Source organism: Gaoshiqia hydrogeniformans (assembly GCF_049347105.1).
GTDB classification, from domain to species: domain Bacteria; phylum Bacteroidota; class Bacteroidia; order Bacteroidales; family Prolixibacteraceae; genus Gaoshiqia; species Gaoshiqia hydrogeniformans.
In genome coordinates, this window is record NZ_CP186334.1 from 1,332,742 (window position 1) to 1,357,855 (window position 25,114).

At 47.0% G+C, this 25,114-nt stretch carries 25 protein-coding genes; 6 read left to right on the forward strand and 19 right to left on the reverse strand.

The window, feature by feature from the left end; genetic code table 11:
• Positions 1-39: 39 nt before the first annotated feature.
• Positions 40-2,793 carry a DUF3352 domain-containing protein gene (locus ACOIT5_RS05400; RefSeq protein WP_423129445.1) on the forward strand — a complete coding sequence of 918 codons (2,754 nt, stop codon included), beginning with the start codon at positions 40-42 and terminating at the stop codon, positions 2,791-2,793.
• A gap of 15 nt (positions 2,794-2,808) precedes the next feature.
• Here the strand turns inward: ACOIT5_RS05400 and ACOIT5_RS05405 are convergent, their stop codons facing one another.
• From ACOIT5_RS05405 to ACOIT5_RS05445, 9 genes are all read right to left on the reverse strand, one after another.
• Positions 2,809-3,879: an AMP-binding protein gene (locus tag ACOIT5_RS05405; protein ID WP_423129446.1), complete on the reverse strand. Its 1,071-nt coding sequence runs from the start codon at positions 3,877-3,879 to the stop codon at positions 2,809-2,811.
• A 19-nt stretch (positions 3,880-3,898) separates the two neighbouring features.
• Entirely contained in the window at positions 3,899-4,945 is a 1,047-nt protein-coding gene (locus tag ACOIT5_RS05410; RefSeq protein WP_423129447.1) for an o-succinylbenzoate synthase, read from the reverse strand.
• Complete coding sequence (locus tag ACOIT5_RS05415) at positions 4,942-5,853, reverse strand: 1,4-dihydroxy-2-naphthoate polyprenyltransferase (protein ID WP_423129448.1); 912 nt, start codon at positions 5,851-5,853, stop codon at positions 4,942-4,944. Before ACOIT5_RS05415 ends, ACOIT5_RS05410 begins: the two co-directional genes overlap by 4 nt.
• Before the next feature lie 28 nt (positions 5,854-5,881).
• Positions 5,882-6,706, reverse strand: coding sequence for a 1,4-dihydroxy-2-naphthoyl-CoA synthase (gene menB / locus ACOIT5_RS05420; protein ID WP_423129449.1), 825 nt, complete (start codon positions 6,704-6,706; stop codon positions 5,882-5,884).
• A gap of 300 nt (positions 6,707-7,006) precedes the next feature.
• On the reverse strand, positions 7,007-7,357 hold the full coding sequence (locus tag ACOIT5_RS05425; protein WP_423129450.1) for a hypothetical protein: 351 nt from the start codon (positions 7,355-7,357) through the stop codon (positions 7,007-7,009).
• A gap of 204 nt (positions 7,358-7,561) precedes the next feature.
• Complete coding sequence (locus ACOIT5_RS05430) at positions 7,562-7,891, reverse strand: hypothetical protein (protein WP_423129451.1); 330 nt, start codon at positions 7,889-7,891, stop codon at positions 7,562-7,564.
• Positions 7,892-8,375: 484 nt separating this feature from the next.
• Positions 8,376-9,143: a LytR/AlgR family response regulator transcription factor gene (locus ACOIT5_RS05435; RefSeq protein WP_423129452.1), complete on the reverse strand. Its 768-nt coding sequence runs from the start codon at positions 9,141-9,143 to the stop codon at positions 8,376-8,378.
• Between the two features lie 100 nt (positions 9,144-9,243).
• Positions 9,244-10,188 carry a sensor histidine kinase gene (locus ACOIT5_RS05440; RefSeq protein WP_423129453.1) on the reverse strand — a complete coding sequence of 315 codons (945 nt, stop codon included), beginning with the start codon at positions 10,186-10,188 and terminating at the stop codon, positions 9,244-9,246.
• Positions 10,189-10,197: 9 nt separating this feature from the next.
• Complete coding sequence (locus tag ACOIT5_RS05445; RefSeq protein ID WP_423129454.1) at positions 10,198-11,046, reverse strand: hypothetical protein; 849 nt, start codon at positions 11,044-11,046, stop codon at positions 10,198-10,200.
• Positions 11,047-11,240: 194 nt separating this feature from the next.
• Between ACOIT5_RS05445 and ACOIT5_RS05450 the strand changes: the two genes are divergently transcribed.
• Both ACOIT5_RS05450 and ACOIT5_RS05455 read left to right on the forward strand, forming a co-directional pair.
• Positions 11,241-11,600 (forward strand): hypothetical protein, encoded by a 360-nt coding sequence (locus ACOIT5_RS05450; RefSeq protein ID WP_423129455.1) that lies wholly within the window; start codon positions 11,241-11,243, stop codon positions 11,598-11,600.
• Between the two features lie 121 nt (positions 11,601-11,721).
• Positions 11,722-11,865, forward strand: a complete 144-nt coding sequence (locus tag ACOIT5_RS05455; RefSeq protein WP_423129456.1) for a hypothetical protein — start codon at positions 11,722-11,724, stop codon at positions 11,863-11,865.
• Between the two features lie 57 nt (positions 11,866-11,922).
• Here ACOIT5_RS05455 and ACOIT5_RS05460 read toward each other — a convergent pair whose 3' ends face one another.
• The 7 genes from ACOIT5_RS05460 to yidD all read right to left on the reverse strand — a co-directional run bounded on the left by ACOIT5_RS05460 (position 11,923) and on the right by yidD (position 19,714).
• Positions 11,923-14,478, reverse strand: coding sequence for an adenosylcobalamin-dependent ribonucleoside-diphosphate reductase (locus ACOIT5_RS05460; protein ID WP_423129457.1), 2,556 nt, complete (start codon positions 14,476-14,478; stop codon positions 11,923-11,925).
• A 323-nt stretch (positions 14,479-14,801) separates the two neighbouring features.
• Positions 14,802-16,034, reverse strand: a complete 1,233-nt coding sequence (locus ACOIT5_RS05465) for a 3-deoxy-D-manno-octulosonic acid transferase (RefSeq protein ID WP_423129458.1) — start codon at positions 16,032-16,034, stop codon at positions 14,802-14,804.
• A 79-nt stretch (positions 16,035-16,113) separates the two neighbouring features.
• The gene (gene rnhA, locus ACOIT5_RS05470; RefSeq protein WP_423129459.1) at positions 16,114-16,587 is read right to left on the reverse strand and encodes a ribonuclease HI; all 474 of its coding nucleotides are present in this window, start codon (positions 16,585-16,587) and stop codon (positions 16,114-16,116) included.
• Between the two features lie 277 nt (positions 16,588-16,864).
• Positions 16,865-17,698, reverse strand: a complete 834-nt coding sequence (locus tag ACOIT5_RS05475; protein ID WP_423129460.1) for a metal ABC transporter permease — start codon at positions 17,696-17,698, stop codon at positions 16,865-16,867.
• Positions 17,682-18,449: a metal ABC transporter ATP-binding protein gene (locus tag ACOIT5_RS05480; RefSeq protein ID WP_423129461.1), complete on the reverse strand. Its 768-nt coding sequence runs from the start codon at positions 18,447-18,449 to the stop codon at positions 17,682-17,684. The genes ACOIT5_RS05475 and ACOIT5_RS05480 overlap by 17 nt, the downstream gene beginning before the upstream one ends.
• On the reverse strand, positions 18,446-19,327 hold the full coding sequence (locus tag ACOIT5_RS05485; RefSeq protein WP_423129462.1) for a metal ABC transporter solute-binding protein, Zn/Mn family: 882 nt from the start codon (positions 19,325-19,327) through the stop codon (positions 18,446-18,448). Before ACOIT5_RS05485 ends, ACOIT5_RS05480 begins: the two co-directional genes overlap by 4 nt.
• 126 nt (positions 19,328-19,453) lie before the next feature.
• Positions 19,454-19,714 carry a membrane protein insertion efficiency factor YidD gene (gene yidD, locus ACOIT5_RS05490; protein ID WP_423129463.1) on the reverse strand — a complete coding sequence of 87 codons (261 nt, stop codon included), beginning with the start codon at positions 19,712-19,714 and terminating at the stop codon, positions 19,454-19,456.
• 73 nt (positions 19,715-19,787) lie between these two features.
• On the opposite strand from yidD, the gene ACOIT5_RS05495 reads away from it, so the two are divergent.
• The 3 genes from ACOIT5_RS05495 (at position 19,788) to ACOIT5_RS05505 (ending at position 22,179) form a co-directional block, all read left to right on the forward strand.
• A complete protein-coding gene (locus tag ACOIT5_RS05495; protein WP_423129464.1) occupies positions 19,788-20,525 on the forward strand; it encodes a ferredoxin--NADP reductase in 738 nt (245 codons plus the stop codon).
• 20 nt (positions 20,526-20,545) lie between these two features.
• A complete protein-coding gene (gene rlmN, locus ACOIT5_RS05500) occupies positions 20,546-21,571 on the forward strand; it encodes a 23S rRNA (adenine(2503)-C(2))-methyltransferase RlmN (protein ID WP_423129465.1) in 1,026 nt (341 codons plus the stop codon).
• Between the two features lie 107 nt (positions 21,572-21,678).
• Positions 21,679-22,179: a hypothetical protein gene (locus tag ACOIT5_RS05505; RefSeq protein WP_423129466.1), complete on the forward strand. Its 501-nt coding sequence runs from the start codon at positions 21,679-21,681 to the stop codon at positions 22,177-22,179.
• A gap of 57 nt (positions 22,180-22,236) precedes the next feature.
• On the opposite strand, the gene ACOIT5_RS05510 is transcribed toward ACOIT5_RS05505, so the two are convergent.
• From ACOIT5_RS05510 to ACOIT5_RS05520, 3 genes are all read right to left on the reverse strand, one after another.
• Positions 22,237-22,710 carry a hypothetical protein gene (locus ACOIT5_RS05510; RefSeq protein WP_423129467.1) on the reverse strand — a complete coding sequence of 158 codons (474 nt, stop codon included), beginning with the start codon at positions 22,708-22,710 and terminating at the stop codon, positions 22,237-22,239.
• A gap of 542 nt (positions 22,711-23,252) precedes the next feature.
• Positions 23,253-24,806: a glycine--tRNA ligase gene (locus ACOIT5_RS05515; protein WP_423129468.1), complete on the reverse strand. Its 1,554-nt coding sequence runs from the start codon at positions 24,804-24,806 to the stop codon at positions 23,253-23,255.
• A gap of 30 nt (positions 24,807-24,836) precedes the next feature.
• Complete coding sequence (locus ACOIT5_RS05520) at positions 24,837-25,097, reverse strand: hypothetical protein (RefSeq protein ID WP_423129469.1); 261 nt, start codon at positions 25,095-25,097, stop codon at positions 24,837-24,839.
• Positions 25,098-25,114: the final 17 nt, after the last annotated feature.

Sequence of the window (25,114 nt, forward strand, 5' to 3'; positions counted from 1 at the left end):
ACCTGATAATCTTACTATTTTTGAAGCAAAACAGGTCTTATGCGTAAATTCATTTTTCCGGTTATCCTGATTGCCCTGACATTAATCGGGGTTGTTTGGTTTTTTGTGGCCAACCGAAACGAAAGTTATTCCGAAAATGATGCTTTTCAGGCAATTCCGGCCAAAACGCCCTTGATTATTGAAGTTCCCGGTCTGAAAACACTGATCAAAACGCTGAAGAGCGACAATCCGGTCCTGGTTGAACTGAGGTCGGTTGCCGAATTTCAAACATTCTGGAACGAAATCAGCGAACTGGAGTCCCTGCTCACCGAAAATGAACAACTGAAAAGAGCGGTCGGCAACAAATCGATGCTGGTCGCGCTCAGCCCCGAAGGCAAAAACCAGGTGGGAAGCCTCCTGGTGATGAGCCTGAGGAGCAAGTCGGAAAAATCGAATCTGATTGATTTTTTTGAAGATCTGGCCCGGAATCATTCCGGAACATTAACCAAACGCGTTTACGACCATACCACCGTGTACCAGTTCCGGTCGGGGAAAAATGAGTTTCATTTTGCTGAAGAAAAAGGAATTTTCCTGTTTAGCCGTTATACCCTGCTGGTGGAAGAAGCCATCCGCCAACTTTCGGTCGAAACCCTGCTCGACCAGGAACAGTTCAGAAACCTGTACAATACCGTCAGCAGCAGTTCCGATTTCAACCTTTTTATCAATCATAAGCGAATCACCCAACTGTTGGATCAGCTTGTGGCCCCGGACTTCAGAAAAACGCTTAACCAGTTTTCGAACTTTGCCGACTGGACCGAGCTGGACGTGAAGCTCAACAAATCGGACCTGTTGCTGAGCGGCTTTAGCGTTTCGGATCCCATCAACGACAATTACCTGAATATTTTCAGAAAACAGGAAGCCGGACGTTTTACCATCGACGAGGTTCTTTCGTCGAACATCAGCCTGTTCCTGAACTTCAGCCTGACTGATTTTAACCGGTTTCAGGATGATTTTGAAGAATATCTGAAAAAACAAGGCAGCTACTATACCCGCGAAACCAGGTTGAAAGAGCTGGAACGGTACAGTAAAACGCCGTTTTTGCCGATGTTTAAAGAGTTTGCAGGAGGTGAATATGCCATCGCCTTTGGGCAGGTGACCCAAAACGAACCGGCGTCGAACCGCTTTTTCATTGCCAGTGTAAAAGGACAAAGTATTGCCCGCGAGAAACTGGTCCCGATGCTTGAAAATTATGCCAGAGCCCAAAACAAAACCTTGCAGCAAATGCAAAGCAACTACCAGATCCAGAACGACCTAAACTTTATTATTTATGAATTTCCTTTTGCCAACCTGCCCGAGCTGATTTTTGGACAAGCCTTTGCTGCAGCCGAAACCAGGTATCTTTGTTTTTACGACAATTACCTGATTTTCGCCGATAACGCTGCCGCTCTCCGGAATTACCTTCACGACCTGGTCCTTTCGTCGACCCTGAAAAAAGACCAGTATTTTCAGAAATTCAGCCAACAAATGACATCGCGCTCCAGCGTCTGCTTCTACCTGAACTTTTCGAGGGCTTTTCACCTGAAGAACTATTACCTGAGAAAAGAAACCGGCGCTGCCGTCCAAAATAACGAGCAGGCAACGCGTAAATTTTATGCCTTCAGTTGGCAGTTTGCCCCTAATTCGGGCGAATTTCTGAATAATATATACCTGAAATACGATCCGGTTTTAAAAGAAGAACCTCAAACCGTATGGAAAAGCAAGCTCGACAGCACCATCGCCATAAAACCACAGCTGGTCGACAATCACAACGACCTGCGAAATAAAGAGGTTATTGTTCAGGACAATAAAAACAACCTTTACCTCATCAACAAAGAGGGGGTCATTGTATGGAAGATTCGGCTTTCGGACAAAATCATGGGGAACGTTCACCAGGTAGATTACTTCAGGAACGGCAAACTGCAATACCTGTTCAATACAAAAGAAAAACTGTACCTGATTGACCGCAACGGGAACAATGTAGCCAAATTCCCGGTTGTCTTCCGGTCGCCTGCAAGCAACGGCGTGGCCGTGTTCGACTACGACAATAACCGGAATTACCGTTTCTTTGTTGCTTCCGAAAGCAAACAGCTACTTTGCTACGACCGCGAAGGAAAAACCGTTACCGGCTGGAATCCCGAAAAAACCGACGGCCTGGTGGAAAATCCCATGCAACATTTCCGAGTCGACGGAAAAGATTACCTGGTTTGCGCCGACAAACACAAAACCTACATTTTCGACCGGCAGGGAAATATCCGCGTCAAAACCAGCGACAACTTTGAACACTCCGGGAACAACATTTACCTGGCAAACGGAAATACCCCTGCCCTGGTAACAACCGACATCAAAGGACTTGTCCGCCTGCAGTACTTCGACGGGAAATCGGCGACCCGAAATCTGGGCAGCTTCGGCAAAAACCATTATTTTGAAGCCGAAGACCTGACCGGAAACGGAAAGACTGACTTTGTGATTGCCGACGACAATAAACTTTCGGCCTATACCGATCAGGGGAAAAAGCTCTTTGATCGGAAATTTAACGCCCCGATTTCGGGAAAACCCAACATCTACACCTTCGCGTCAAACAATAAAAAGATCGGGGTGGTTTGCGCCGACGAAAACCGGGTTTACCTGGTCAGCACCAACGGCGATCTGTACGATGGCTTCCCCTTGCAGGGAAATACCGATTTCAGTATTGGTTTTTTAAGCAAGGGCAACCCGTATTTTAACCTGCTGGTGGGGAATGACGATAACAGTTTCTTTAACTACAAAGTGGAATGAGGTAAACCCGGAAGGTCAGTCGGCAAAAACAGCTTTCCGGTTAATCTTCCCATTGGGGGTTCTCGGCAACTCGTTCAGCATCCTGATGTCGCGTGGACGCTCGTATTTATCAAGCTGATGACTGCAAATAGCTTGCAACCGCGCAATTGAGTCCTTGCTTTCGGCTCCCTCAACCACCAAAATAAGTTGTCGCCCCAGCGTCTCGTGTGGAAGCGATGAAATAACAAAGGGTTCTGAAATGAATGGCTCCAGCTTCTTTTCCAATTCTTCGGGCGAAAACTTGATGCCTCCCGAAATGATCACATGGTCGGCCCGTCCAAGTATTCTGAAGGTTTTGTCATCTTTCAGTTCGGCCAGGTCGGTGGTTTGAAGAAAAGCCTGATCCAAACCCGGCATCAAAATTTGCAGACAAGCCTCGTCCGACAAACTCACCCGGATTTCATCCAAACAATGGTAAAAGCCGTCAGCCCCCTCGCCGTTAAGTTTTCGCAGGGCTACGTGAGTGGCCGTTTCGGTCATCGCATAGCTGGAGAAACACCGGGTTTTAACCCGTTGCAGTTTTTCTTCCAGGCCTGAAGGGATCGCAGAACCTCCAAGCAGGAGAAATTCCAGGTTCCAATCCGGCAAGTTCCAGAGTTTATCCACCTGGTTGATAACCATTGCGGCGAATTTGAAAGGCATCGCAGATCGCGTAAAAAGTTCGGGATGACGGAGAATTGCGAAGTCGGCCGACGGATCAAGCAGGTGCATATCCAGTTTACCAATCAACGCCCGCACCACCATCAGTTTGCCGGCAATGTAACGCGCGGGCAGGCAGTGCAAAACCGGGTCGTTTTCATTTAGTCCGAAATAGCTGATTGTGCGCCGGGCGCTGGCGGCCACAAATTCTTTCTTCAGGCGGATGGCCTTGGGCGCCCCGGTACTTCCCGAGGTATTCACCGCGATAAAATCTTTCCCGTTGTACCATTCGGACAAAAAATCAATCCATTCCCGTTCCCAGTCGCTTTCTGCCCTCTTTTGCCGAAGGAGTTCCGCTACCGGGAACAGCTGCCCGTTCAATTTAATATCGTGTGGAAAAAGGTTCATTTCATTTTTAAGGTGATTTTTACCAAACATTAAACTCATTCGGAAAATCAAACCGTTTTTCGGGACGGTAGCAAAGAAACTCCCCCCTGATTTCGAGCGGCGATTCGATGTTATTCGTAAATAACTGCCCGGTCCCCAGTCCCTGGTGCATTTTAACCTGTTTGGTAAAGGTCCATTGGGCAATGGCATTCAGGCCAATATCTGATTCGAGGTAAGACGTGATCCACCACCCGATGTGGCGGTTTTCAGCCAGCTCAATCCACTCGTCGCAGCCGGAAAAACCGCCGTGCAGGCTCGGTTTCAGTACGATAAACTGCGGGCGAATGGTATCCAGCAGGCGCTCTTTCTCTTCCCATTTGCTGATCCCGATCAACTCCTCATCCAGCGCAACAGGGACAGGCGTTTTACAACACAAACCGGCCATTTGCTCCCACTGCCCCGCAGCAACTGGCTGCTCAATGGAGTGGATGCCCAGCAAGGCCAGACGTTCCAGCTTTTCCGGCGCCTCCCCTGGTTTGAAGGCCCCGTTGGCATCCACCCGTAAGGTAATCACACCGGCGCTGTATCGATCGCGAATAAGCTGCAACAGCTTCAGTTCCTGCTCAAAGTCAATGGCGCCGATCTTCAGTTTAATACACCGGTAACCGGCCTTCAGTTTACTTTCAATTTGTTGCTGCATGTGCGCTGTTTCACCCATCCAGATTAGCCCGTTGATGGGAATACCTTGTTTCCCAAGCGTAAAACCCGACGGGAAAAGCAGTTGTTTCCCGCCGTTTTGTAAATCGAGCCAGGCCATTTCCAGGCCAAAACGAACGGAAGAAATTTCGTTTAACAGCGTTGGTTGCCCGATAAACCGAAACGGATCATTGCAAATTTCAGCCAAGACCTGTTCCACCTGTTCCTGCGTTTCTTTACTCAGGCCGGGAAGCGGGGCGCATTCGCCAATACCTGTTTTCCCGTTTTCTTCGAGAAACAGGTACCACACCGGACGGCTGTTGTATACTCCCCGGGAAGTACCGGCAGGCTGCTTAAACTGAAGTTCGTATTTTAGGTGGCGGGCAATCATCTTCCGGAAAGAATAAGTCCCAAACAAAACAGCAGGGTAAAGGCCAGTGTCGACAGGGCCAGGCGTTTCAGAAAGGGGTCGAGTTGCCGGGCATCGGTAATGCGAAAAATATTCACCAGGTCGCGCAAAAACAGCGGCAGCGTGAGCAAAAACAACCATTGCCAGGCCGACTCCTGCTGACGAAACGTGAAAATAGCAACAGCCACCCAGGCCCACAAAATCAGACTCGTGTGATAAATCCGGCTGTTTCGTTGGCCAATTCGGACTGCCAGGGTCATTTTCCCCGACTGCTGATCGTTGTCGATATCGCGCATATTATTGAGGTTTAGCACTCCGGTACTGAGAAATCCCATACTGATGGCCGGCAAAATCACCTCCGGTTCCAGGTAGTTTGCATTCAAAAAGAAAACGCCCAATACCGGCAGCAGTCCGAAAAACAGAAAAACCGCCAGATCGCCCAGGCCAACATAGCCATATGATCTCTTTCCCGCGGTATAAAAGTAAGCAGCAGTCAGCGACAAAAAACCGAGACCGAGAAAGCTAAAAAAAGCTGTTTCCGAGAAAAACCATACTCCCTCGTAAACCAGCCACACGCCAACCAACAGGCTTAGGCTGCCAATGACCGTCATGCCTGCTTTGATTTCTGCAGGAGTGATTTCGCCGCTTTGTACGGTACGCGTCGGACCTAACCGGCGTTCGTTGTCGGTTCCTTTTTGGCTGTCGCCATAGTCGTTGGCAAAGTTCGAAAACACCTGAATCAGCGTTGCAGTAACGACGGCCAGCCCACTTACCAGCGCATTGATAGCCCCGTAAAACCAAGCCAGCCCGCATCCCATCAATATGCCCGACAGAGCAAGTGGGAGGGTTCGCGGCCGGGCTGCTTTTATCCAACTTTTGGGTGTTGCCATTTTTAAAGTTTAAAGCAAAAACCTGACGCTACGGGAATTTCGGAAATTTTTTAAAATCCGGCTTGCGTTTTTCGAGGAAAGCGTGTTTTCCTTCCTGTGCTTCCTCCGTGAGGTAGTACAGAAGGGTGGCATTCCCGGCAAACTCCTGAATCCCGATTTGGCCGTCCAATTCGGCATTCAGTCCCAGTTTTAACATACGCAGGGCCAGCGGACTGTGCTCCTGTATTTTTTGCGCCCAGGCTACCACCTCGTCTTCCAGCTGATCAAAGGGTACCACTTTGTTCACCAGACCCATTTCCAAGGCTTCCTGTGCCGAATACTGCCGGCACATAAACCAGATTTCTCGCGCTTTCTTCTGCCCCACAATGCTGGCCAGGTACGACGAACCCAAGCCGGCATCGAAACTTCCCACCTTGGGTCCGGTTTGCCCAAAAATGGCATTTTCGCTGGCAATACTGATATCGCACACCACATGCAGCACATGGCCTCCACCGATGGCATAGCCGTTTACCATCGCTATCACCGGTTTGGGCATACTGCGGATCTGCTTTTGAACTTCCAGAATGTTCAGGCGCGGAATTCCATCTTTATCGATGTAACCGCCTTTGCCTTTCACTGTTTGGTCGCCACCGGCACAAAATGCCTTATCGCCCGCGCCGGTCAGTACCACCACATTGATATGCTGATCCTCGCGGCAAATCCGCAAAGCATCGCTGATTTCGTTCACCGTAGTCGGACGAAACGCATTACGGTAACGCTCGCGGTTGATGGTAATTTTGCCTATCCCATCGTAATAATCGAAGAAAATATCTTCGTATCCTTTAATGGTTTCCCAGTTTCTTTTTGTCGTCATCGTGTATGGTATAAGCCCCTTCGGCCCTCCCGGAAGAGAGATGAAGGGAATGATTAATTCCGGTCCGTATCCATTTGTCCCGTTTATTACACAAAACGGGGAAAATGAAATCTAAAGGTTGCAAAATATTAAAATAAACCATTTCCTGTTTCGAAAAAATTGATTCTCTGACGGAATATTGGCTTCCTTTAGTTTCACCTCAAATAAAAATATAAAATCTAAGGTATAAAAATTCACGGAACTTCCAGACCGGTGCGACCCACCACCCGAATTCCTGTTTGCTATGCAATCGAGTTTTCCTTATTGATCAACTTTAAAGTATAGACGCATAATTGTTGAGCCAAACAAATTGAACTTCTGAAGATATTCGAGATTATAATAAATACTTCCTGCCCTTATTATTGATCCTATCATTTCGAATTCGGCTGACAGATGACTATATAATACCCATTCATACGTTTTTTGATCGTCATTCCATTTTGATTCATACACAAAAGCATCTCTGATATTATTCTTATCGATGAACAGTTGAAGACTTTGAGCAATACTTTCTTTATCGACGATTGTTTCAAAGTCCTTCTCATCATCCTTGCATGAAAAGAATCCAAAACTCAGGCAAACAATAGATAAAATAATTGCAGATTTTTTCATATTGGTAGTTTCTTCAACTTAAAAGTTTAAATATTATTAATGTTCAATTTATCGCAAAGTAATTCGAGTTTTATGATTTAGCTGTAACACGATGCCTGTCAGGAGGCGGGGTATACAGGAAGTCTCCTTAACTCAACGGATGACCGGCCATCCACAAATCCTGCAAACTACCCGGTATCCTGTTCTTGCCTGGCATTTTTCAGCCTATGCCTGATTATCATCGGCATTTTTGTGAATATAACCCACCACATACCTGCTATTGGTCATCAACAGGTATCCAATCATTGTTTTAACGAAATAGAAGATCATCCAGCCAAACTGCGGGTCTTCGCTAAAAACAGTTTTTTGCTGAAAAAAAGTGAAGATCTGTTTGCATAACATCGGCAAAGCATCCACGAATATAAGTCCGCCAATCACAATCGTAGCAATGGTTAATCCCATTGTCACATTCAAATTAATCGTTTCTTCCGGGAAGCCTTTGTCTAACTTTAACTTATCAATAATCCAGGTTGAGTTGAAAACAAATAACTTCAAAACAACAAAATATAATCCGATGGTCAACAGTATCAACACTAAAATATAGATTATCCCGATGAGGTTATCCAGCTGATTGTCCCCTAAAAATGTAAAAAAACTCAAAAATTGCGGGATCACGGTCAAACCACTTAGAATAAGCCATATCCCGAGAATCTTCAACAATAGTATCCAAAAAGTTCTGATTGTCATACGGTTGATTGTTTAATCCCATTTCCAGTTTAAATCAATCCGGTGGTTGGTTCTTAATTCAACAGATTAACCTGTTCTTTTTCGCTCCCCAATTTACAAAACTTTATGTAATAAATCTTACTGTCGGGTTAATTTGAAATCAATTTAAAGAGCGGCGATTCAATCCCCGGCAAGAGCTTTCCTTTCCGGCTTGAAAACACCGGCTGCCAGCTGTAGCCTGAAGGTGTCGTTTGGATTTTTTTCACCTGGCCGTTGGCGGGGTAGACAACACCGCGTTTTCCTTTGAGACGAATCAACGGTCCATCCACCGTTTAAAAGGGCTTACTTTGTCGCGGCTTACCAGAATGGTTTCGGGGTAATTGCCCGACCGGAGCTTCAACTTCAGGCGGCTACCTGAATAAATCAGCACCTCGCTGATGCAGTTGATGTTGACCAGAAAATTACGGTTCACCCGGAAAAAAAGCTCCGGGTCGAGCAAGCCGGCCAGTTGGTCGAGCGAATAATCGATGCCAAGGGTTTTGCCGTCGGTGGTCCGCATAAAGCTGCTTTTCTCCTGCACAAAAAAGCTCTCGGTTTCGTGAACAGGAACCGAGCGGTAGCGTTGTCCTACTTTGATAAAAAAACGCGTTTTATACAAACCCGCAAAATGAGACAACAGCTTTTGCATGTTTTCCTGAAAAGCGGGAACAAATGTGCCGGGACGGGCCACCCATGTTTTATACTTGTTTACCGCGCTCTGCAACTCGGCCGGGTTAACCGGCTTTAGCAAGTAATCGATGCTGTTTACCTTGAAGGCTTTCAGAGCATACTCGTTATAGGCGGTGGTAAAAATCACAGGCGCATTTACTTGTACCAGGTCGAAAATCTCGAAGCTCAGCCCATCGGCCAGTCGAATATCCATAAAAACCAGTTCGGGAGCGGGGTTTGCGGCCAACCAGGCGGCCGACTGGCTCACCGACTCCAGACAATCCAACACTTCAACCGGATCGTCCAGCCCGTCCAGCAGTTTTTTCAGCCTGACAACGGCCGGTTCTTCATCTTCGATAATCAATACCTTCATTTTTTCAGAACAACTGGTAATTTTACCTTAAAGTAATCGAATGTTTCCTGAATAACCAGGTCGCTCCCGCAGATCTGACGAACCCGTTCGCCCAGGTTACTCAAGCCCGTATGGGTGGATTGGCCAGCGCCTGCATCGTTTGCTTGTTGTTACTCACCGTCAGGTAGCCAGGCTCGCCGGCCTCAATGCGAATAAAGAGCGGTTGTTCCCGGGTAGCGGCATTGTGTTTCAGCGCATTCTCAACCAGCAACTGCAACGAAACAGGCAACACCTGCGTATCTGCCGGAATCCGGGCATCAATTTCGAGCCTGAATTTATCCTTTCCCCGTAACTGGTGCAGGTAAAAATATGCTTTTACAAAATCCAGTTCATCGCCTACCGGAACCAGGTTATTTTGGTTATGGTCGAGGATATAACGGTAAGTCGACGCCAGCTTTTGAATAAACTGATCAGCCAGTTCAGCATCGGTATGCACCAGCGACGAAAGCGTATTCAGGCTGTTAAACAGAAAGTGGGGATCCACCTGGTTCTTCAGGGTCTGGTATTGGTAAGCCAGTTTCTCCTCATGCAGCCTTTGTACCTGGTTTATCGCATGGATCAGTTGTGTGATAAAGAAGAAGATACTCCCGCACAGCAGGCCAATCCCCGAGCCAATCCCGAAACCTTTCAATTCGTTCCGGGGAATGCTCCGGATAAACTCAAACGGGTTATGGTCATTCAGTAACGAAGAAACAAGCCCAATCGCGACAAACAGGAAAAAACTGATCAGCAAAACCAGCAAGTAAAATTTAAGCAGTTGCAACAGGATCCGGTTCACAAACTCCTTCACCGTAAAATAAGTCAGACGGCTAAACATACGCTGTCCCAGCCATATAAAAAGTTCCAGCTGGACCAACAGCAGAATAAAGATGGAAACGAACAAATGACTAAAGAACGCCCGCTTCGTGAAAAACTCAAACACCAGGGTAAAAGCGAACGAAGCGATAACGATCCACAGGTGGTATTGGATCGTCCGGGCATTCATAGAGGTGGCTTCGGGTTTCATGGTTGAAAATTAATCAATTTTTGTGACCTTCATCTCACGAAGCACATCAATCAACTGCTTTTCAGCCTGATCGTTCCAACCCATCTCCAGCACCACGTCTTCAAACAACTCAATCCGGTCGATACAGTTTTGCTCAACCGATAGCCAGATGGTTCCCCAGTAATGGCTTCGTCCTTTCGTCTGCAATTGCCGTTCACCGAAGTCAACCTGCACTTCAAGCGGGTTATTCAGCGTGCGAAAATCGACAACAGCCAGTTGTTCGCCATCCTTTTGAGTGATGCCTTTCCAGCAGAGTACAATGTCGCGGTTATCAAAAAATCCGTGACCGGCCAGGTCCACAGGCCCGTTGGCATTCAGGGCATGATACGGCACATTCAGCTTCAGCGAATCGGTATGGCCCCAGGCAAAAAACTCCATGCCGGCCATGTCCCAAACCAGGTTTTTAGCTTCAACTGAATTGAGCGGGAAGTTGGCAAAAAACTCCGGGGCCAGTATATTCTGCTCATAATTGTAACTAAAACCATTGATAAAAGCGAGTGATTCGCTGGCCGGGAGCACATCGGAGTAATGAGAAGAACGGCAGATGTATACATCATCCCAGCGAACGTTCCCGCCATCCAAACCGGAGGTGTATTTCCCCCATATCTTCAGTTTCCCGCCGAAATTTCCGTAGATATCGTGGTTTCTGTACACGGTTTCAACCTGGTATTGGTGTTCTGCACGCCTTTGTAAATCCGATTGGGGCAGTTTTGCCGAAATTATTTCGGACTGGCCATGAGCCACATTCACTAAAAAGCCAAAGGCTCCTGCTGCCAGAAACAGTTTCTGCTTCACACTTGTTTTCATAGTTTTCATCATTTCGTAGCATTTTGTTGTTAAACCGATTTTAGGCCAAAAGTACGACGGGCTCATCGTCCCTGAAATTTTAACCTGACGGGCTGTCGGACAAAGCAGACCAAAGGTTAATTTTGGTAGTTAAACCGGAAAATAAATATCGGCCGAAAATCCTTTCCAACAGTTCTCTTCTTATCTTTGCAGCCAGGTTATTTACAATGAAACAGTTACTCCGGATATTCTTATTGATGCTGATCGTTTGCTGCTTACTTCCTGCCGGGAGGGCCTTCGCTGTAAACGGTCGGGACTGCCAGGACACTGCAGCGCCTTCGCTTAGGGCGGAGGATCTGTCGGCCATCCAGGCACCGGAACGATTACCTTTGTTCCTGCTCGGCAATGAAAACACCGGAGTGGAAACCATTGCCGCCAACCTCAGGTTTCAATTCCTGTCGGTACACGCCAGCAGGCTGGTCCCACGCAACTTTTGTTTCCGGAATGATATTCGTTTAACCCTCTATCTGATTGATCATGAGGCGCCTGTTCCTGTGTTTATCCGGGGACACGCCTTGCGTCGTTAGCTTCCGTGCAATTGATTGATATGTTGAGAGTCTGGTTTCCCGGGGAGCCAGACCATCGTTCTGTCCTCAAATCGGGCGCAGGTATCCCCGGTTATCAAGTTAAAATTTAATTTATTGCAAAATGGAAGAAATCAATCAAATACCGGAACAACAACCCAAGAAAAAGATCGGCGATATTACCCTGACCTTTTTGGGTTTAGCAGCCCTGATCGTTGTCCTTTTACTTCTCAAATACCTGATGCAGCAGTTTAATCTTATTGGCTAATCATAAAAAAAGAAGCTGTTCGCACGAACAGCCTCTTTTCATGATCACCGGGATTGATTATCCGCATTTCGATGATCCGCAGTCGGGACAGGTTAAACAGCCTTCCTGGTAGATCACGTTTTTCGATCCGCACTCGCCGCAAGTGGCGCCTTCGGCCAGGGTCCCATTGGGGATGTATTTCTTGAGGGCGCGCGCTACACCGGCTTTCCAGCTGTTAATGGTTTCGTTGTCCAATTGCAGGCTGGTCACCGTATCCACCACTTTGTGGATGGGCATGCCATGTCGTAAAACACCTGAGATCAATTTGGCATAATTCCAAAATACCGGGTTAAATTTATATGACAAACCTTCGATAGTGGTTTTATACCCGTGTTTGTTGGTATATTGAAAATCGTACCTGGAGTTTCCGTTTTCGTCGCGGTTTTTAATGATCTTTCCGTGTGTCACCGAACGGGGCAGCAAAATTCCGTCTTCATCATCCTGCAAACCGGTAAAAATTTCATAGGGCTGATCCTCGATTAAGCCGATAAAGGCCACCCATTTATCTTTGTTATTCTGAAAACGGACCACATCGGCTTCCAGCTCTTCCGGGCGTTTTGTGGGGAAAGCAGAAGATTCCTTTTTCTTTTCTTCTTTGTTTGAAATCAGTACTCCCGAGCGCGAACCGTCACGGTATACCGTTACGCCTTTACAGCCGCTTTTCCAGGCTTCGAAATACAGGCGTCCAACCAGTTCTTCTTCGGCGTCGGCCGGCAGGTTGATGGTCACGCTGATGGAGTGGTCGACCCATTTCTGGATTCGTCCCTGCATCCTCACTTTGTTCAGCCAGTCCACGTCGTTTGAGGTAGCTTTATAATAGGGCGACTTCCTGACCAGTTCGTCCAGTTCCTCTTCGCTGTAACGTTTGTTTTTATTCAGGCCGTTGGCTTCCATCCAGGTCAGAAACTTATGGTGAAAAACAATGTATTCTTCCCAGCTGTCGCCGACTTCATCCACAAAATCAATCCTGACATCCTTGTCGTTCGGGTTTACTTTGCGGCGGCGCTTGTACACCGGCATAAACACAGGTTCGATACCCGAAGTCGTTTGGGTCATCAAACTGGTGGTTCCGGTTGGCGCAATAGTCAAGAGGGCAATGTTACGGCGGCCGTATTTGACCATGTCCTGGTACAAGGCTTCGTCTTCCTTGCGGAGCCGGTTGATCATCGGGTTATTTTTTTCACGATCGGCATTGTAAATGGTAAACGCCCCGCGTTCCTTAGCCATGTTCACCGACGAACGGTAAGCTTCAACGGCCAGTGTTTTATGAATTTCTTCGCTAAAATCGGTCGCTACATCCGTTCCGTAGCGTAAACCCAAAGCGGCAAGCATATCGCCCTCGGCGGTAATACCAACACCGGTACGACGGCCTTCGCGCGCTTTGGTTTGAATTTTTTCCCAAAGCTGACGCTCGGTATGTTTAATTTCGTCCCCTTCCGGGTCGGCATCAATTTTAGCGATAATGGCATCAATTTTTTCCAGTTCCAGGTCAATGATGTCATCCATCAGGCGCTGAGCGTATCCGACATGCTTTTTAAATTTGGCGAAGTTGAATTTGGCCTCCGCGGTAAACGGCTTTTCAACATACGAATACAGGTTAAGCGCCAACAAACGGCAGCTATCGTACGGGCAAAGCGGAATTTCGCCGCAGGGATTGGTTGAAACGGTGCGGTAGCCCAGATCGGCATAGCAATCAGGAACCGATTCTTTAATGATCGTATCCCAGAAAAGAATGCCGGGTTCAGCCGATTTCCAGGCGTTATGTACAATTTTTTTCCACAGTCCGTCCGCGTTAATTTCTTTCTGATACACCGGATTGTCCGACTGAATCGGATATTGCTGCCGGTAAGGAACACCACTTTCAACGGCCTTCATAAAATCATCGTGGATTTTAACCGACACATTGGCGCCTGTTACTTTTCCCTGTTCCAGTTTCGCGTCGATAAACTTTTCCGAATCGGGGTGTTTAACCGACACCGACAACATCAGGGCGCCGCGGCGGCCATCCTGCGCCACCTCACGGGTCGAGTTGGAGTAACGCTCCATAAACGGAACAATCCCCGTTGAGGTTAAAGCCGAGTTTTTAACCGGCGAACCTTTGGGGCGAATGTGAGACAGGTCGTGTCCTACACCGCCGCGCCTTTTCATGAGTTGTACCTGTTCCTGATCAATCTTGAGGATACCGCCGTATGAATCAGAATTACCTTCGTTTCCAACCACAAAACAATTGGAAAGGGAGGCAATTTGAAACTCGTTGCCGATACCCGTCATCGGACCGCCTTGCGGAACAATGTACCTGAAATCTTTCAACAGCTGATAAATCAGTTGCTCCTCCATCGGATTTTCATACTTCTGCTCTACTCTGGCAATCTCGCCTGCCAGACGTTTGTGCATATCGTCGGGGGTCAATTCATAAATATTCCCGTACGAATCTTTTAACGCGTATTTATTTAACCATACACGAGCGGCCAGATCGTCTCCTTTGAAATACTTCAACGTCTCCTTAAAGGCATCGTCCTGAGAATAGGTCTTTGTGCCCGTTTGTTGGGCAACTTCAGCATTTTTGAAAGTCATATACCAAAAATTAAAATCTGTTGTCTTGTTAAGTGATTGTATGCTTGATCAAAAAACAGGTACCAATTTCTTGATTTTGCTACATGCAATATACCACCTGAATGAAAAAAAAGGAATACTATTTTTTTTGAAAGCATTGAAAGTTATCAACTAAAACATGTTAGTTGATTCATGGACAGGAGAATAGGTTTTTAATAATTCGAAAAAGTTTACCGAAATGAATTTTTTCTGAAAAGTTGTGAACAGAAAAATCAACAGAAAGAAAAAAAGGGAACAAGCAAAAAAACTGGCCCGAGCAAGCCGGATTACGTCATTAAACCCCGTTATCCGGCAAACACGTTACTCAAAACAAGCTGTGTGGCGCCGATATTCTCGGTCATAAATTGCTCGCATCCCCGGGCAATTTCAGCCAACCGGTTTTCGTCGGAGATTAACCGGTCGAGCCGGCTTGTCAGCTCGCCGGCGTTGGCAACCGGAAAAGCGAGCTCCCGCCGGACGAGTTCAACAGCCTCCTGAAACCGGAGGTAATTGGGCCCAAAAATAACCGGAATGTTATAGATGGCTGCTTCCAGCGTATTGTGAATCCCCACGCCAAAGCCACCGCCGATATACGCCAGCCCGGCATAGCGGTAAATGCTGGATAAAATACCAATGGAATCGATCACCAGGATGCGGTATTCACTTAAATCGCCCTTAGCTTCAGAATAGCGGACGGCCTTTTCGGGAAACAGGCCAAGCAGCCGTTTAATGTTCGTTTCTTTCACCTCGTGCGGGGCAACAACCAGTTTCACCGACTTATTGACCTTCAGGTATTCGGCCAGGATTTCTTCGTCGGGCTGCCAGGAACTGCCGGCCACAATCAATTTCGAATTGCCTTTAAACTGTTCCACCAGCGGAAGGTCTTTTCGGTTTGCAGCAATCTCGGCCACCCGGTCAAAGCGGGTATCGCCGGTAACAGTCGAATTCTCAAATCCAATGCCGGCCAGCAAGTCAGCCGATTGCTGGTTTTGAACAAAAAAATGTTCAATTCCTTTCAACAGCCCCCGGTACCAACGCGCCCTGATTCCTTTTTTAAAGAATAACTGCCCCGGCCTGAAGATTCCGGAAACCAGGTACAGCGGAATCTTTTTCCGGTTTAACTCGCTGATGAAATTCTTCCAGAATTCATACTTAATAAAAAACACCATGCGGGGCTGCACCAACTCAACAAAACGGCGGGCATTACGCGGCGTATCGGCAGGCAAATAACAGATATAATCGGCCTGATTGTAATTTTTCCGGACTTCGTAACCCGACGGAGAGAAGAAGGTCAGCAGGATTTTAAACCCGGGCTGTTGCTTTTTAATGGCCTCAATCAAGGGGCGTCCCTGTTCAAACTCACCCAGCGAGGCGCAGTGTACCCAGATAACAGGAGAAGTTCCGTCAATCTGCTCACGCAGGTAAGGGAATGTCAGCTGCCTCCCGCGGTGCCAAAAACGGGCTTTCTCGTGAAAAGGGGCAGCTAAACGGGCAACCAGGGTGTAAAACCGAATTCCGAGTTGATATATCAGATCCATACAAGCAGGTTAATAACTGGGGCAAAAATAATGCAATTTATTCACAGTAGTCCGGTCGAATCTCCGCCGACCAGGAAAATTATTCATCCTTTGATTGCAGGTAACCCAAGTCTTTTTGCAACCCGGGGACCAGCGATGATTCGACGGCGAGCTGGTCGCAACGCTCGTTTTCGGGAATATCGGCGTGCCCCTTCACCCAAACAAAACGCACCTGGTGTTTCTCGTAAATCTTCAGAAAACGCTGCCAGAGATCGGCATTCTTCTTGCCTTTAAACCGTTTCTTCACCCAGGCCCACAGCCAACGTTTTTCAACGGCATCAACCACGTATTTCGAATCGGAATAAATGGTAACCAAGCTGTTCTCTACTTTCAGGGCTTCCAGTCCGACAATCACAGCCAACAGTTCCATGCGGTTGTTTGTCGTCAGTTCATAGCCGCCTGAAAGCTCTTTGCGGTGCTGACCGGAGAGCAGTACAACGCCGTAACCTCCCGGGCCCGGGTTTCCGCGGGCGGCGCCGTCGGTATAGATCGTGATTCGGGGACTTGGGGTCATCAGGTATTTTTTCTGCAAAGATAACATTCCCGGGACGAACAGAAACGACGCCTTGCATTTTCGGCCGGGTGTTTCACCAAACCGACAGTCAGCCAGCGCCAATCAGGCCTGTTATTTTTTTAGTTCCGGCTTTTTCATGGGTTTTGCAACAATCTCCCCGCGGCAATTCGGACAGACATAGATCTCACAGCCGGTGCAGGCAAAGCAATTGCCGCAATCGCGCTGAAGGCTCCCTTTTTCAAACGATTTTCCACAGTGCAGGCAGGTCAAAATTTCGTTATCCTCCATGCTGTGTTCGTTTGCGTTTCAGGGAAACAAACAATTTCAGGATCGCAAAAATCACCACCTGCGTAAAAATAATGGAAGCACCCGATGGAATATCGGCAAAAAACGAGAACAGCAGACCGGCAAAAGCACCAATAAAGGCAAAGGATACCGACAACAACATCATGCGCTTAAAGTCGTGGGTAAACAAATTCGCTGTTGCCTGCGGCAGGGTCAGCAACGACATAATCAGGATAATGCCCACCACGCGAATATTCAGCACGATGGTGAGGGCAATCAGGCTAATCAGCAGGTAATTGATCAGGGCAACAGGCAAACCGGTCGTTTTGGCAAATTCCTCGTCAAACGATACGTAAAGAATGGCCCGGTACATCAGCAAAAAGAAGGCGATTAATAAAACGGAAAGCCCGACCATCAGCCAGATTTCCGTGGTTGAAACCGTCAGGATACTTCCGAACAAATAACTCATCAGATTGGGTGCATAACCGGGAGCCAAATAGATAAAAATGATCCCTACAGCCATCCCCAATGACCACCAGATGGCAATCGACGAATCTTCGCGCAATCGTCCTTTCTGCGTAAAAAACTGGATTCCCAAACCCGACAACACCGCGAACACTGCTGCCCCGAACAAGGGGTTCATGCCCAGGTAGTAGCCGATACCGATTCCGCCAAAAGAAGCGTGGGTAATACCGCCACTGATGAATACAATACGCCGGGCAACGATGTACGTGCCTACAATGCCGCAACTAACGGCCGCCAGCAACGAAGCCCAGAAAGCGTGTAAAAAAAAATCGTAAGAGAACAGGTCAATGAGTGTGCCCATGGTGATCGTGGTTATCATGCAAACTTAATACGGTGTGCGGAATTTCTCCGTGCGTGATGATCTGAAGCGGGCAATTGTACGAGGCCAACTGTTCCCGGCTGATGATATTGCTGGGGTGATAATGCAGGTAAGTATTCACGCAGGCAATGGTTTTCACATAAAACGAAATGGTCCCCACATCATGCGAAACCAGCATAATGGCCATGCGTTTATTCAGTTCCTTCAGCTTTTCATACAACTCACTCTCAAACTGGTTGTCGACATAAGTGTCCGGTTCGTCCAGGATCAGCAGTTCCGGATTGTTCATCAGCGAGCGGCACAGAAAAACGCGCTGCATTTGTCCGCCCGACAGTTCGCCGATGGCTTTATCGCGGAGATGAAGAACGCCCATCTCCGACAACAGCTCTTCGGCATAAGCCGTTTCCTTTTTGTTGTTTTTAAACAGGCTGAAGTTGCGCCCTTCTGTTTTTCCCGAACGAACAACGTCCAGTACCTTTATCGGGAAACTCTTGTCAATCCGATTGATTTGCGGCAAATAACCAATCCGGCTAACCGGGATATGGAAAATCACCTCGCCCCGGATGGGTTTTACCAGCCCCAGCAATGCTTTAATCAGGGTTGTTTTCCCACCGCCGTTGGGGCCAATCAGTCCGAGAAAGTCGTTGCGTTTGATGTCCAGATTCACATCCCGCAGCACCACTTCCCCGTCGTAACCGGCATTCAGCTCTTTTATTTCAACCAACTTGATCATTTTGCCGATGCTGCTACAATTTTATCTGCCAGGTCACGCAATTGATCATCCCACTGTTCGCTCAGCGGGTCAATCTGAATGACCTCTCCTCCGATTTCGCGGGCCAGTTGGCGGGCATTTTCGGCATTCGATTCTTTTTGGATAAACACCACCCGGATATTTTCGGCTCTGGCCAGATCGATCAGCGAACGCAGATGGCCCGGCGAAGGCTCCTTCCCTTCGACTTCGAGCGATACCTGTTCCAGTTGATACTGCCTGGCCAAATAAGCCAATGCCGGATGAAAGATCAGGAACTTCCGGTTTTCAAGCCGGTCAAATTTATGTTTCAGCTCGGCATCAAGCTGTTCAATTTCATTCAGAAACAGATCGTAATTAGCCGTCAACTCTTCCTCTTTCCCGGGAAACAGGTTGAGCAGAGCCTTGTACGTTTCAGTCACAATTTTCTTCACCTCATCCGGCGCCACCCAGATATGCGGATCAATGCCATGCAAATGCACATGATCGCCGTGCTGCTCTGTCTCGCCGGCAATCCAATCGGCCTGAACCGATGTGTCGAAAATTTTCAGCGTTGGGGTCGATTGCCTGATTTTGTTGATCCAGCTTTCTTCGAAACCCATTTTGCCAATCCTGAACCAGCCCAGCGAACCGGCAAGTTCCTTCATTTGCGAAGGCATGGGCGAATACAGTTCGGGACTGGCGCCCGGCGGAACCAACACGTTCACCTCGACCAAATCGCCGGCAATTTTTTCAACGAAAAATTTTTGCGGAAGAATAGTCACGGTAACAATCTGTTTTTCAGAATGAGTCCGCTGACTGCATCCTGCCGCGATCAGTAATAAAAAGATCAGTATCTGTTTCATATCCGTAAATGACTTCATGTTGTGTTAATTTCAAAGATAAAAAACTTCGTTGTCCCTTCATGTAACGAAGAACGCATTTGTTTGTTGAATGAAGAAATAATAAAATTGGCTGTTCTGCCGGTTAAAAGATCCGGGGAAATTTGTTTATTCTTTCAATTTAAGCTTTTTCACCCGAATCTGCCCTTTAGGAGGGACCGGGTCGTAGCCGTGAGTTCCCCAGGGATGACAACGCAAAATACGACGGGTAGCCAGCCAAAAGCCGATAAACGGTCCATGTACTTTAACCGCTTCAACGGCATAGGTCGAGCAGGAAGGCACGTGACGGCATGAAGCCGGCGTTAAGGGAGAAATCGCGTACTTATAAAAATACACCGGGAGCAAAAGCGCCCAACTCAATATTTTCATGATAAACCTGACCACACACTGCATTTATCCAAGTGTTTAGGCCGGCTAAATTAGTGAAAATTACCGAGCGTTCATGAAGACGAAACAAAACGATTCCCGTTGCGTTAATGGGACAAACAAATTTAATAAAATGGCCAAAGCCGGAGAATATCTAAAAACAGAGCGCGAACTTTTTACAGAAACCGTGTTGAGCAACGAAGAAATTTCGCCGGGCGTGTTTCTGTTGTCCGTAAACAGGCGGTTTGACTTTTTGCCCGGACAGGTAGTCAAGCTGGCGGTCGACCGCGTGGAACCACCCCGTATTTACAGTATTTGCAGCGGAAACCGCGAAAAAGAACTGCGTATTCTTTTCAACATAAAGGAAGGGGGTTACCTGACGCCCAAACTGGCCGCCTTAATACCGGGAGACCAGGTGATGGTCACCCAACCTTACGGTGGCTTTACCGGAAGCAAAAAACCGGCCTGGTGGATTGCAGCGGGAACCGGGATTGCTCCATTTTACAGCATGTTCCAATCAGGACTGTCCGAAAATAAAACACTGGTACACGGGGTAAGTTACCTCAACCAGTTTTATTTCGAAGATGAACTGGACTGGGCTATGGGCAGCAACTACCAACGCTGTTGCTCACGCGAACAATCGTGCGATGTTTTTTACGGGAGGGTGACGGACTACCTGCAAAGCCTTGAAAGTTTACCGGCCGCTACCGAATACTACCTGTGCGGTAAAGCGCTGATGGTGGTTGAGGTCCGCGATTTACTGATTGCAAAAGGAGTCCCCTACGAAAACATCATTGCTGAAATTTATTTCTAATTTTACCGAAAATTTACAGGATGACGAAAGAAGCTTTATTTGGAAAAACGTTGGCCGAACTTCAGGATGTTTGCACAAACCTGGGATTGCCCGGTTTTACAGCCAAACAAATCACCGACTGGCTGTACAAAAAACCGGTGTCTTCCATCGAAGAAATGACCAACCTCTCCAAAAAAGCACGCAAATTACTGAATGAGAACTACACGTTCGGCCTGATTGACGCCACCCGCGTACAGGAAAGCGTTGACGGGACAAAAAAATATTTGTTTCCGACGGTCCAAAACAAATTCATCGAAACAGCCATGATCCCTGATAAAGACCGGAAAACGGTTTGCGTGTCGTCACAGGTCGGATGCAAAATGGGCTGCCTGTTTTGTATGACCGGCAAACAAGGGTTCCAGGGGCAACTGACTGCCGGCGAAATTGTAAACCAGATTCGCAATATCCCCGAGTGGGATGAGATTACCAACATTGTGTACATGGGAATGGGCGAGCCGTTCGATAACCTGGACGAAGTACTGAAAAGTACCCAAATCCTGATCAGCGACTGGGGATTTGCCATGAGCCCGCGCCGCATCACGGTTTCGTCGATTGGTATTGTGCCGGGGCTGGTGCGTTTTCTGAACGAGAGCGATTGTCACCTGGCCATCAGCCTGCATACCCCTTTTCACGACGAGCGCCAAAAACTAATGCCGGTTGAAATTGCCTACCCGCTGGATGACGTGTTGCGCGAAATCCGCCACTGGGATTTTGGCCGTCAACGACGGGTATCCTTCGAGTACATCGTGTTTCACGGACTGAACGATACTCCCCGGCATGTACGCGAAATGGCCCGCGTGCTCGATGGAATTAAGTGCCGCATCAACCTGATCCGCTTTCACCCCATACCCGACACGCCTTTACAGGGAACCGACGAAAACAGCCTGCAGGAATTTAAAGCAGCCCTCGAAGCCAAAGGAATCACCACCACCATTCGCGCTTCACGCGGACAGGACATTTACGCGGCTTGCGGCCTGCTGTCGACCAAAGCGTTGGTGAACAAGTAAAAAATCTATTACAATATTTTAACATTTTTCGGCCAGTTGACCGGGAAAAAGTCACTGTCATTTTGCTGCAATTTTTCTAAATTGCAGGGACGTTGAAAAATGAAAAAATGGAAAAGTTGCTTTGGTCAAAAGGTATTTTTAAAAGCAAGTTGGTTATTACCAGAATGAACGAACAAATCGGAGTAATTGACTGGAATAACATGTTTAGTTCGAATGCGCTGGCAACGCTGAACGGCCGCCGGTTTATCATGAATCGCGATTTCTTCCTTTCCAAGCTCGAAATACAGGATGCCAACAATCAGGCCTTACTGAGTTCAATCATGATCAACCTGTTTAACCCTAAAAGCGACCTGATTATCAACGGAAAACGATTTGAATTGGAAATCAAAAATTTCTGGCAGTCGCGTTGGGCCTGGAAATTTAACGGGCAGGAAATCATTATTTTCCAGAGCAACGAACTGTTGTCGAAGGATAAAGGACACATTGAAATCTACTCGGCGGAGAGCGAAGAGGTAGAAATTCTGATTTTGCTGGGTCTGTTTGTCCGGAACCAGTTAATTCTCTTCATGCTTTTTATTCTTCTGATTGTATTGTTCATTATTATCTGAAAATAAAAAACCGTCCCTGCAAAGAGACGGTATTTCGAATAAATGTCTGTTTAATAATCAGTTAAGGATATTCTTATACTCATCATTAATCAACTCCGGAAGAAAACCGGCAATCATTTCCAGGACCTGGTCGCTTGAAACCATACTGCCGCTAATCATCTTCTGATTGTTGAGCTGCTGCGCATTTAATACCTTAAAATTCAGATCTGCAGGAACGCGCTGTTCTGCGAGTTTCAGCGGCCTTACGCCAAAACCGCGGTCAGAATTCACATACTTCACTTCAAAGTAACTGGTCCTTACAATGTACTCCTGCCCGCTTTTTGTCTCTTTAAAGAGAACCTGAACCGGACGGTTTGAATCACCGTAAGTAATATTCCAACTTTGCTGGAAATCTGTTCCGGGAACAAAATCTGTTTTGGGGGAGATCTTATAATCATCAACAAAGGTTCCGCCCTGGCGTGCAAAACCGGCTGAGGAAATAGCTACTAATGCAACGAATAATAAGCTGACTAAACGATACATTCTGTTCATAACACTAAAATTTAATTGTTCATGTAATTGATTACGGCAGCAAATGTAGCAACAGAAATGAGATTTAAAGCTGACAAAAGGCAATATATTTTTTTGTTAAAAACAATCAACTTTCAATTTGAAAGCTAAAATGGCCTCCAAATCGTTTTTAGGTATCAAAAATTGCTTTTTGATACCTAAAACAGATCGCACATGGACTTTGAATTTCAATTTGAAAGACATATATTCTACAACATGTTTTTAAAATATATGAATGTCATTTATTTGTATACTAACTCATTATAAATACAAAAAGACGATTAAAATTTCAATTTACGGACTATTTTAAATGAAATTGCAAGCCATTAACCAATTTAGGCTTTCAAATTGAAAGCAATGTCCCGAACGGACAAAAGAACAAGAAGGGGGCGCAGGCCGCGGAACCCGAAAACAGCCAAAAGGGTCACGGGAGTTTTAACACCCAAATTCATTTGGCCTGCCGGGAAACAGAAAGGCCGCCCAACACCTGGTTAAGCGGCCCGATTTATCGTTGACGGATTTTTTTATCTCAGTTTTTCAAACAGCTGTTTAAAGCTGATTTGTGATGAAATAATCTCTTTTAAACCTGAAATAGCGACACGATCCTGCTCCATGGTATCGCGGTAGCGGATGGTGACCGTCTGGTCTTCGATGGTCTGATGATCAATGGTCACACAAAAAGGTGTACCGATAGCATCCTGCCGGCGGTACCGTTTACCAATAGAGTCTTTTTCGTCGTACTGGCACTTGAAATCAAATTTCAGCTCATCAATAATTTCGCGGGCTTTTTCAGGCAGGCCGTCTTTTTTCACCAGGGGCATCACCGCCAATTTGACCGGGGCCAGCACCGGCGGCAATTTCAGCACCACGCGCGTATCTTTTTCGCCACTCGCGGTCGGCACTTCTTCTTCGCAATACGAAGCCGAGATTACCTGCAAGAACATCCGGTCGACCCCAATCGACGTTTCGACAACAAAGGGCACGTATGACTCGCCCAGGTCGGGATCGTAATACTGAATTTTTTTGCCTGAATATTGCTGATGCTGCGACAGGTCAAAATCGGTGCGCGAATGAATACCTTCCACTTCTTTAAAACCAAAGGGGAATTTGTACTCGACATCGACAGCCGCGTTGGCATAGTGAGCCAGCTTTTCGTGGACATGAAAGCGGTAATTTTCGTCGCCAAACCCAAGGGCGCGGTGCCATTGAATCCGGGTTTCTTTCCATTTCTCAAACCAGTCGAGTTCAGTTCCCGGTTTCACGAAAAACTGCATTTCCATCTGTTCAAATTCGCGCATGCGGAAAATAAACTGTCGGGCAACAATTTCGTTACGGAACGCCTTTCCGATTTGGGCTATCCCGAAGGGGATTTTCATGCGGCCGGTCTTTTGTACGTTCAGGTAATTGACAAAAATACCCTGTGCCGTTTCCGGACGAAGGAAAACTTTCAGCGCACCGTCGGACGTTGAGCCCATTTCGGTAGCGAACATCAGGTTAAACTGGCGAACATCTGTCCAGTTCCGGCTTCCGCTGACCGGACAAACAATTTCTTCATCGACAATAATCTGCTTGAGTTCTTCCAGGTCGCTGTCGTTTAAGGCTTTGGAAAAACGATCGTGAAGCTGGTTCCATTTGTCCTGGTTGGCCAGTACCCGTTGGTTGGTTTCGCGAAATTGTTTTTCATCAAAAGCATCGCCAAAACGCTTCTGGGCTTTTTCCACCTCCTTGTTCATTTTCTCTTCGTACCTGGCCAGTTGCTCTTCAATCAACACATCGGCGCGGTAACGCTTCTTCGAGTCCTTATTGTCGATCAGCGGATCATTGAACGCATCTACATGGCCCGAAGCTTTCCAAATGGTCGGATGCATAAAAATAGCCGAATCAATTCCGACGACATTCTCGTTTAACAGCACCATGCTGTCCCACCAATATTTTTTGATGTTATTCTTCAGTTCAACACCATTTTGTCCGTAATCATAAACGGCGCCCAATCCGTCGTAAATCTCACTGGATTGAAATACATATCCATATTCTTTGCAATGGGCAACCAGTTTCTTAAAAATATCTTCCTGAGCCATAATTTGTTATATTATCTGTCTTTTGGGAATTTAATCAATTTCTTCAAAGTCAACATACTCACCTTCATCCCGGGGGATCCGGGAACCATACGACTGATTTTTCTCGAGCCGCACATCACCCTCGGGCCGCCTGTTTTGCTCGGGCCTGTGCCGGCTTGCCGGATTGGATGAGGATCCGAAGAATGGTAAAAGATACCGGTTAATAAACCTGATCACGTAATAAATAATCAGGATAAAAAACAGGGTGCGTAAAAAATTCACTAAAAATAAAATCACATTCAATTCAGTCATAACTCTTGAAAATCAGC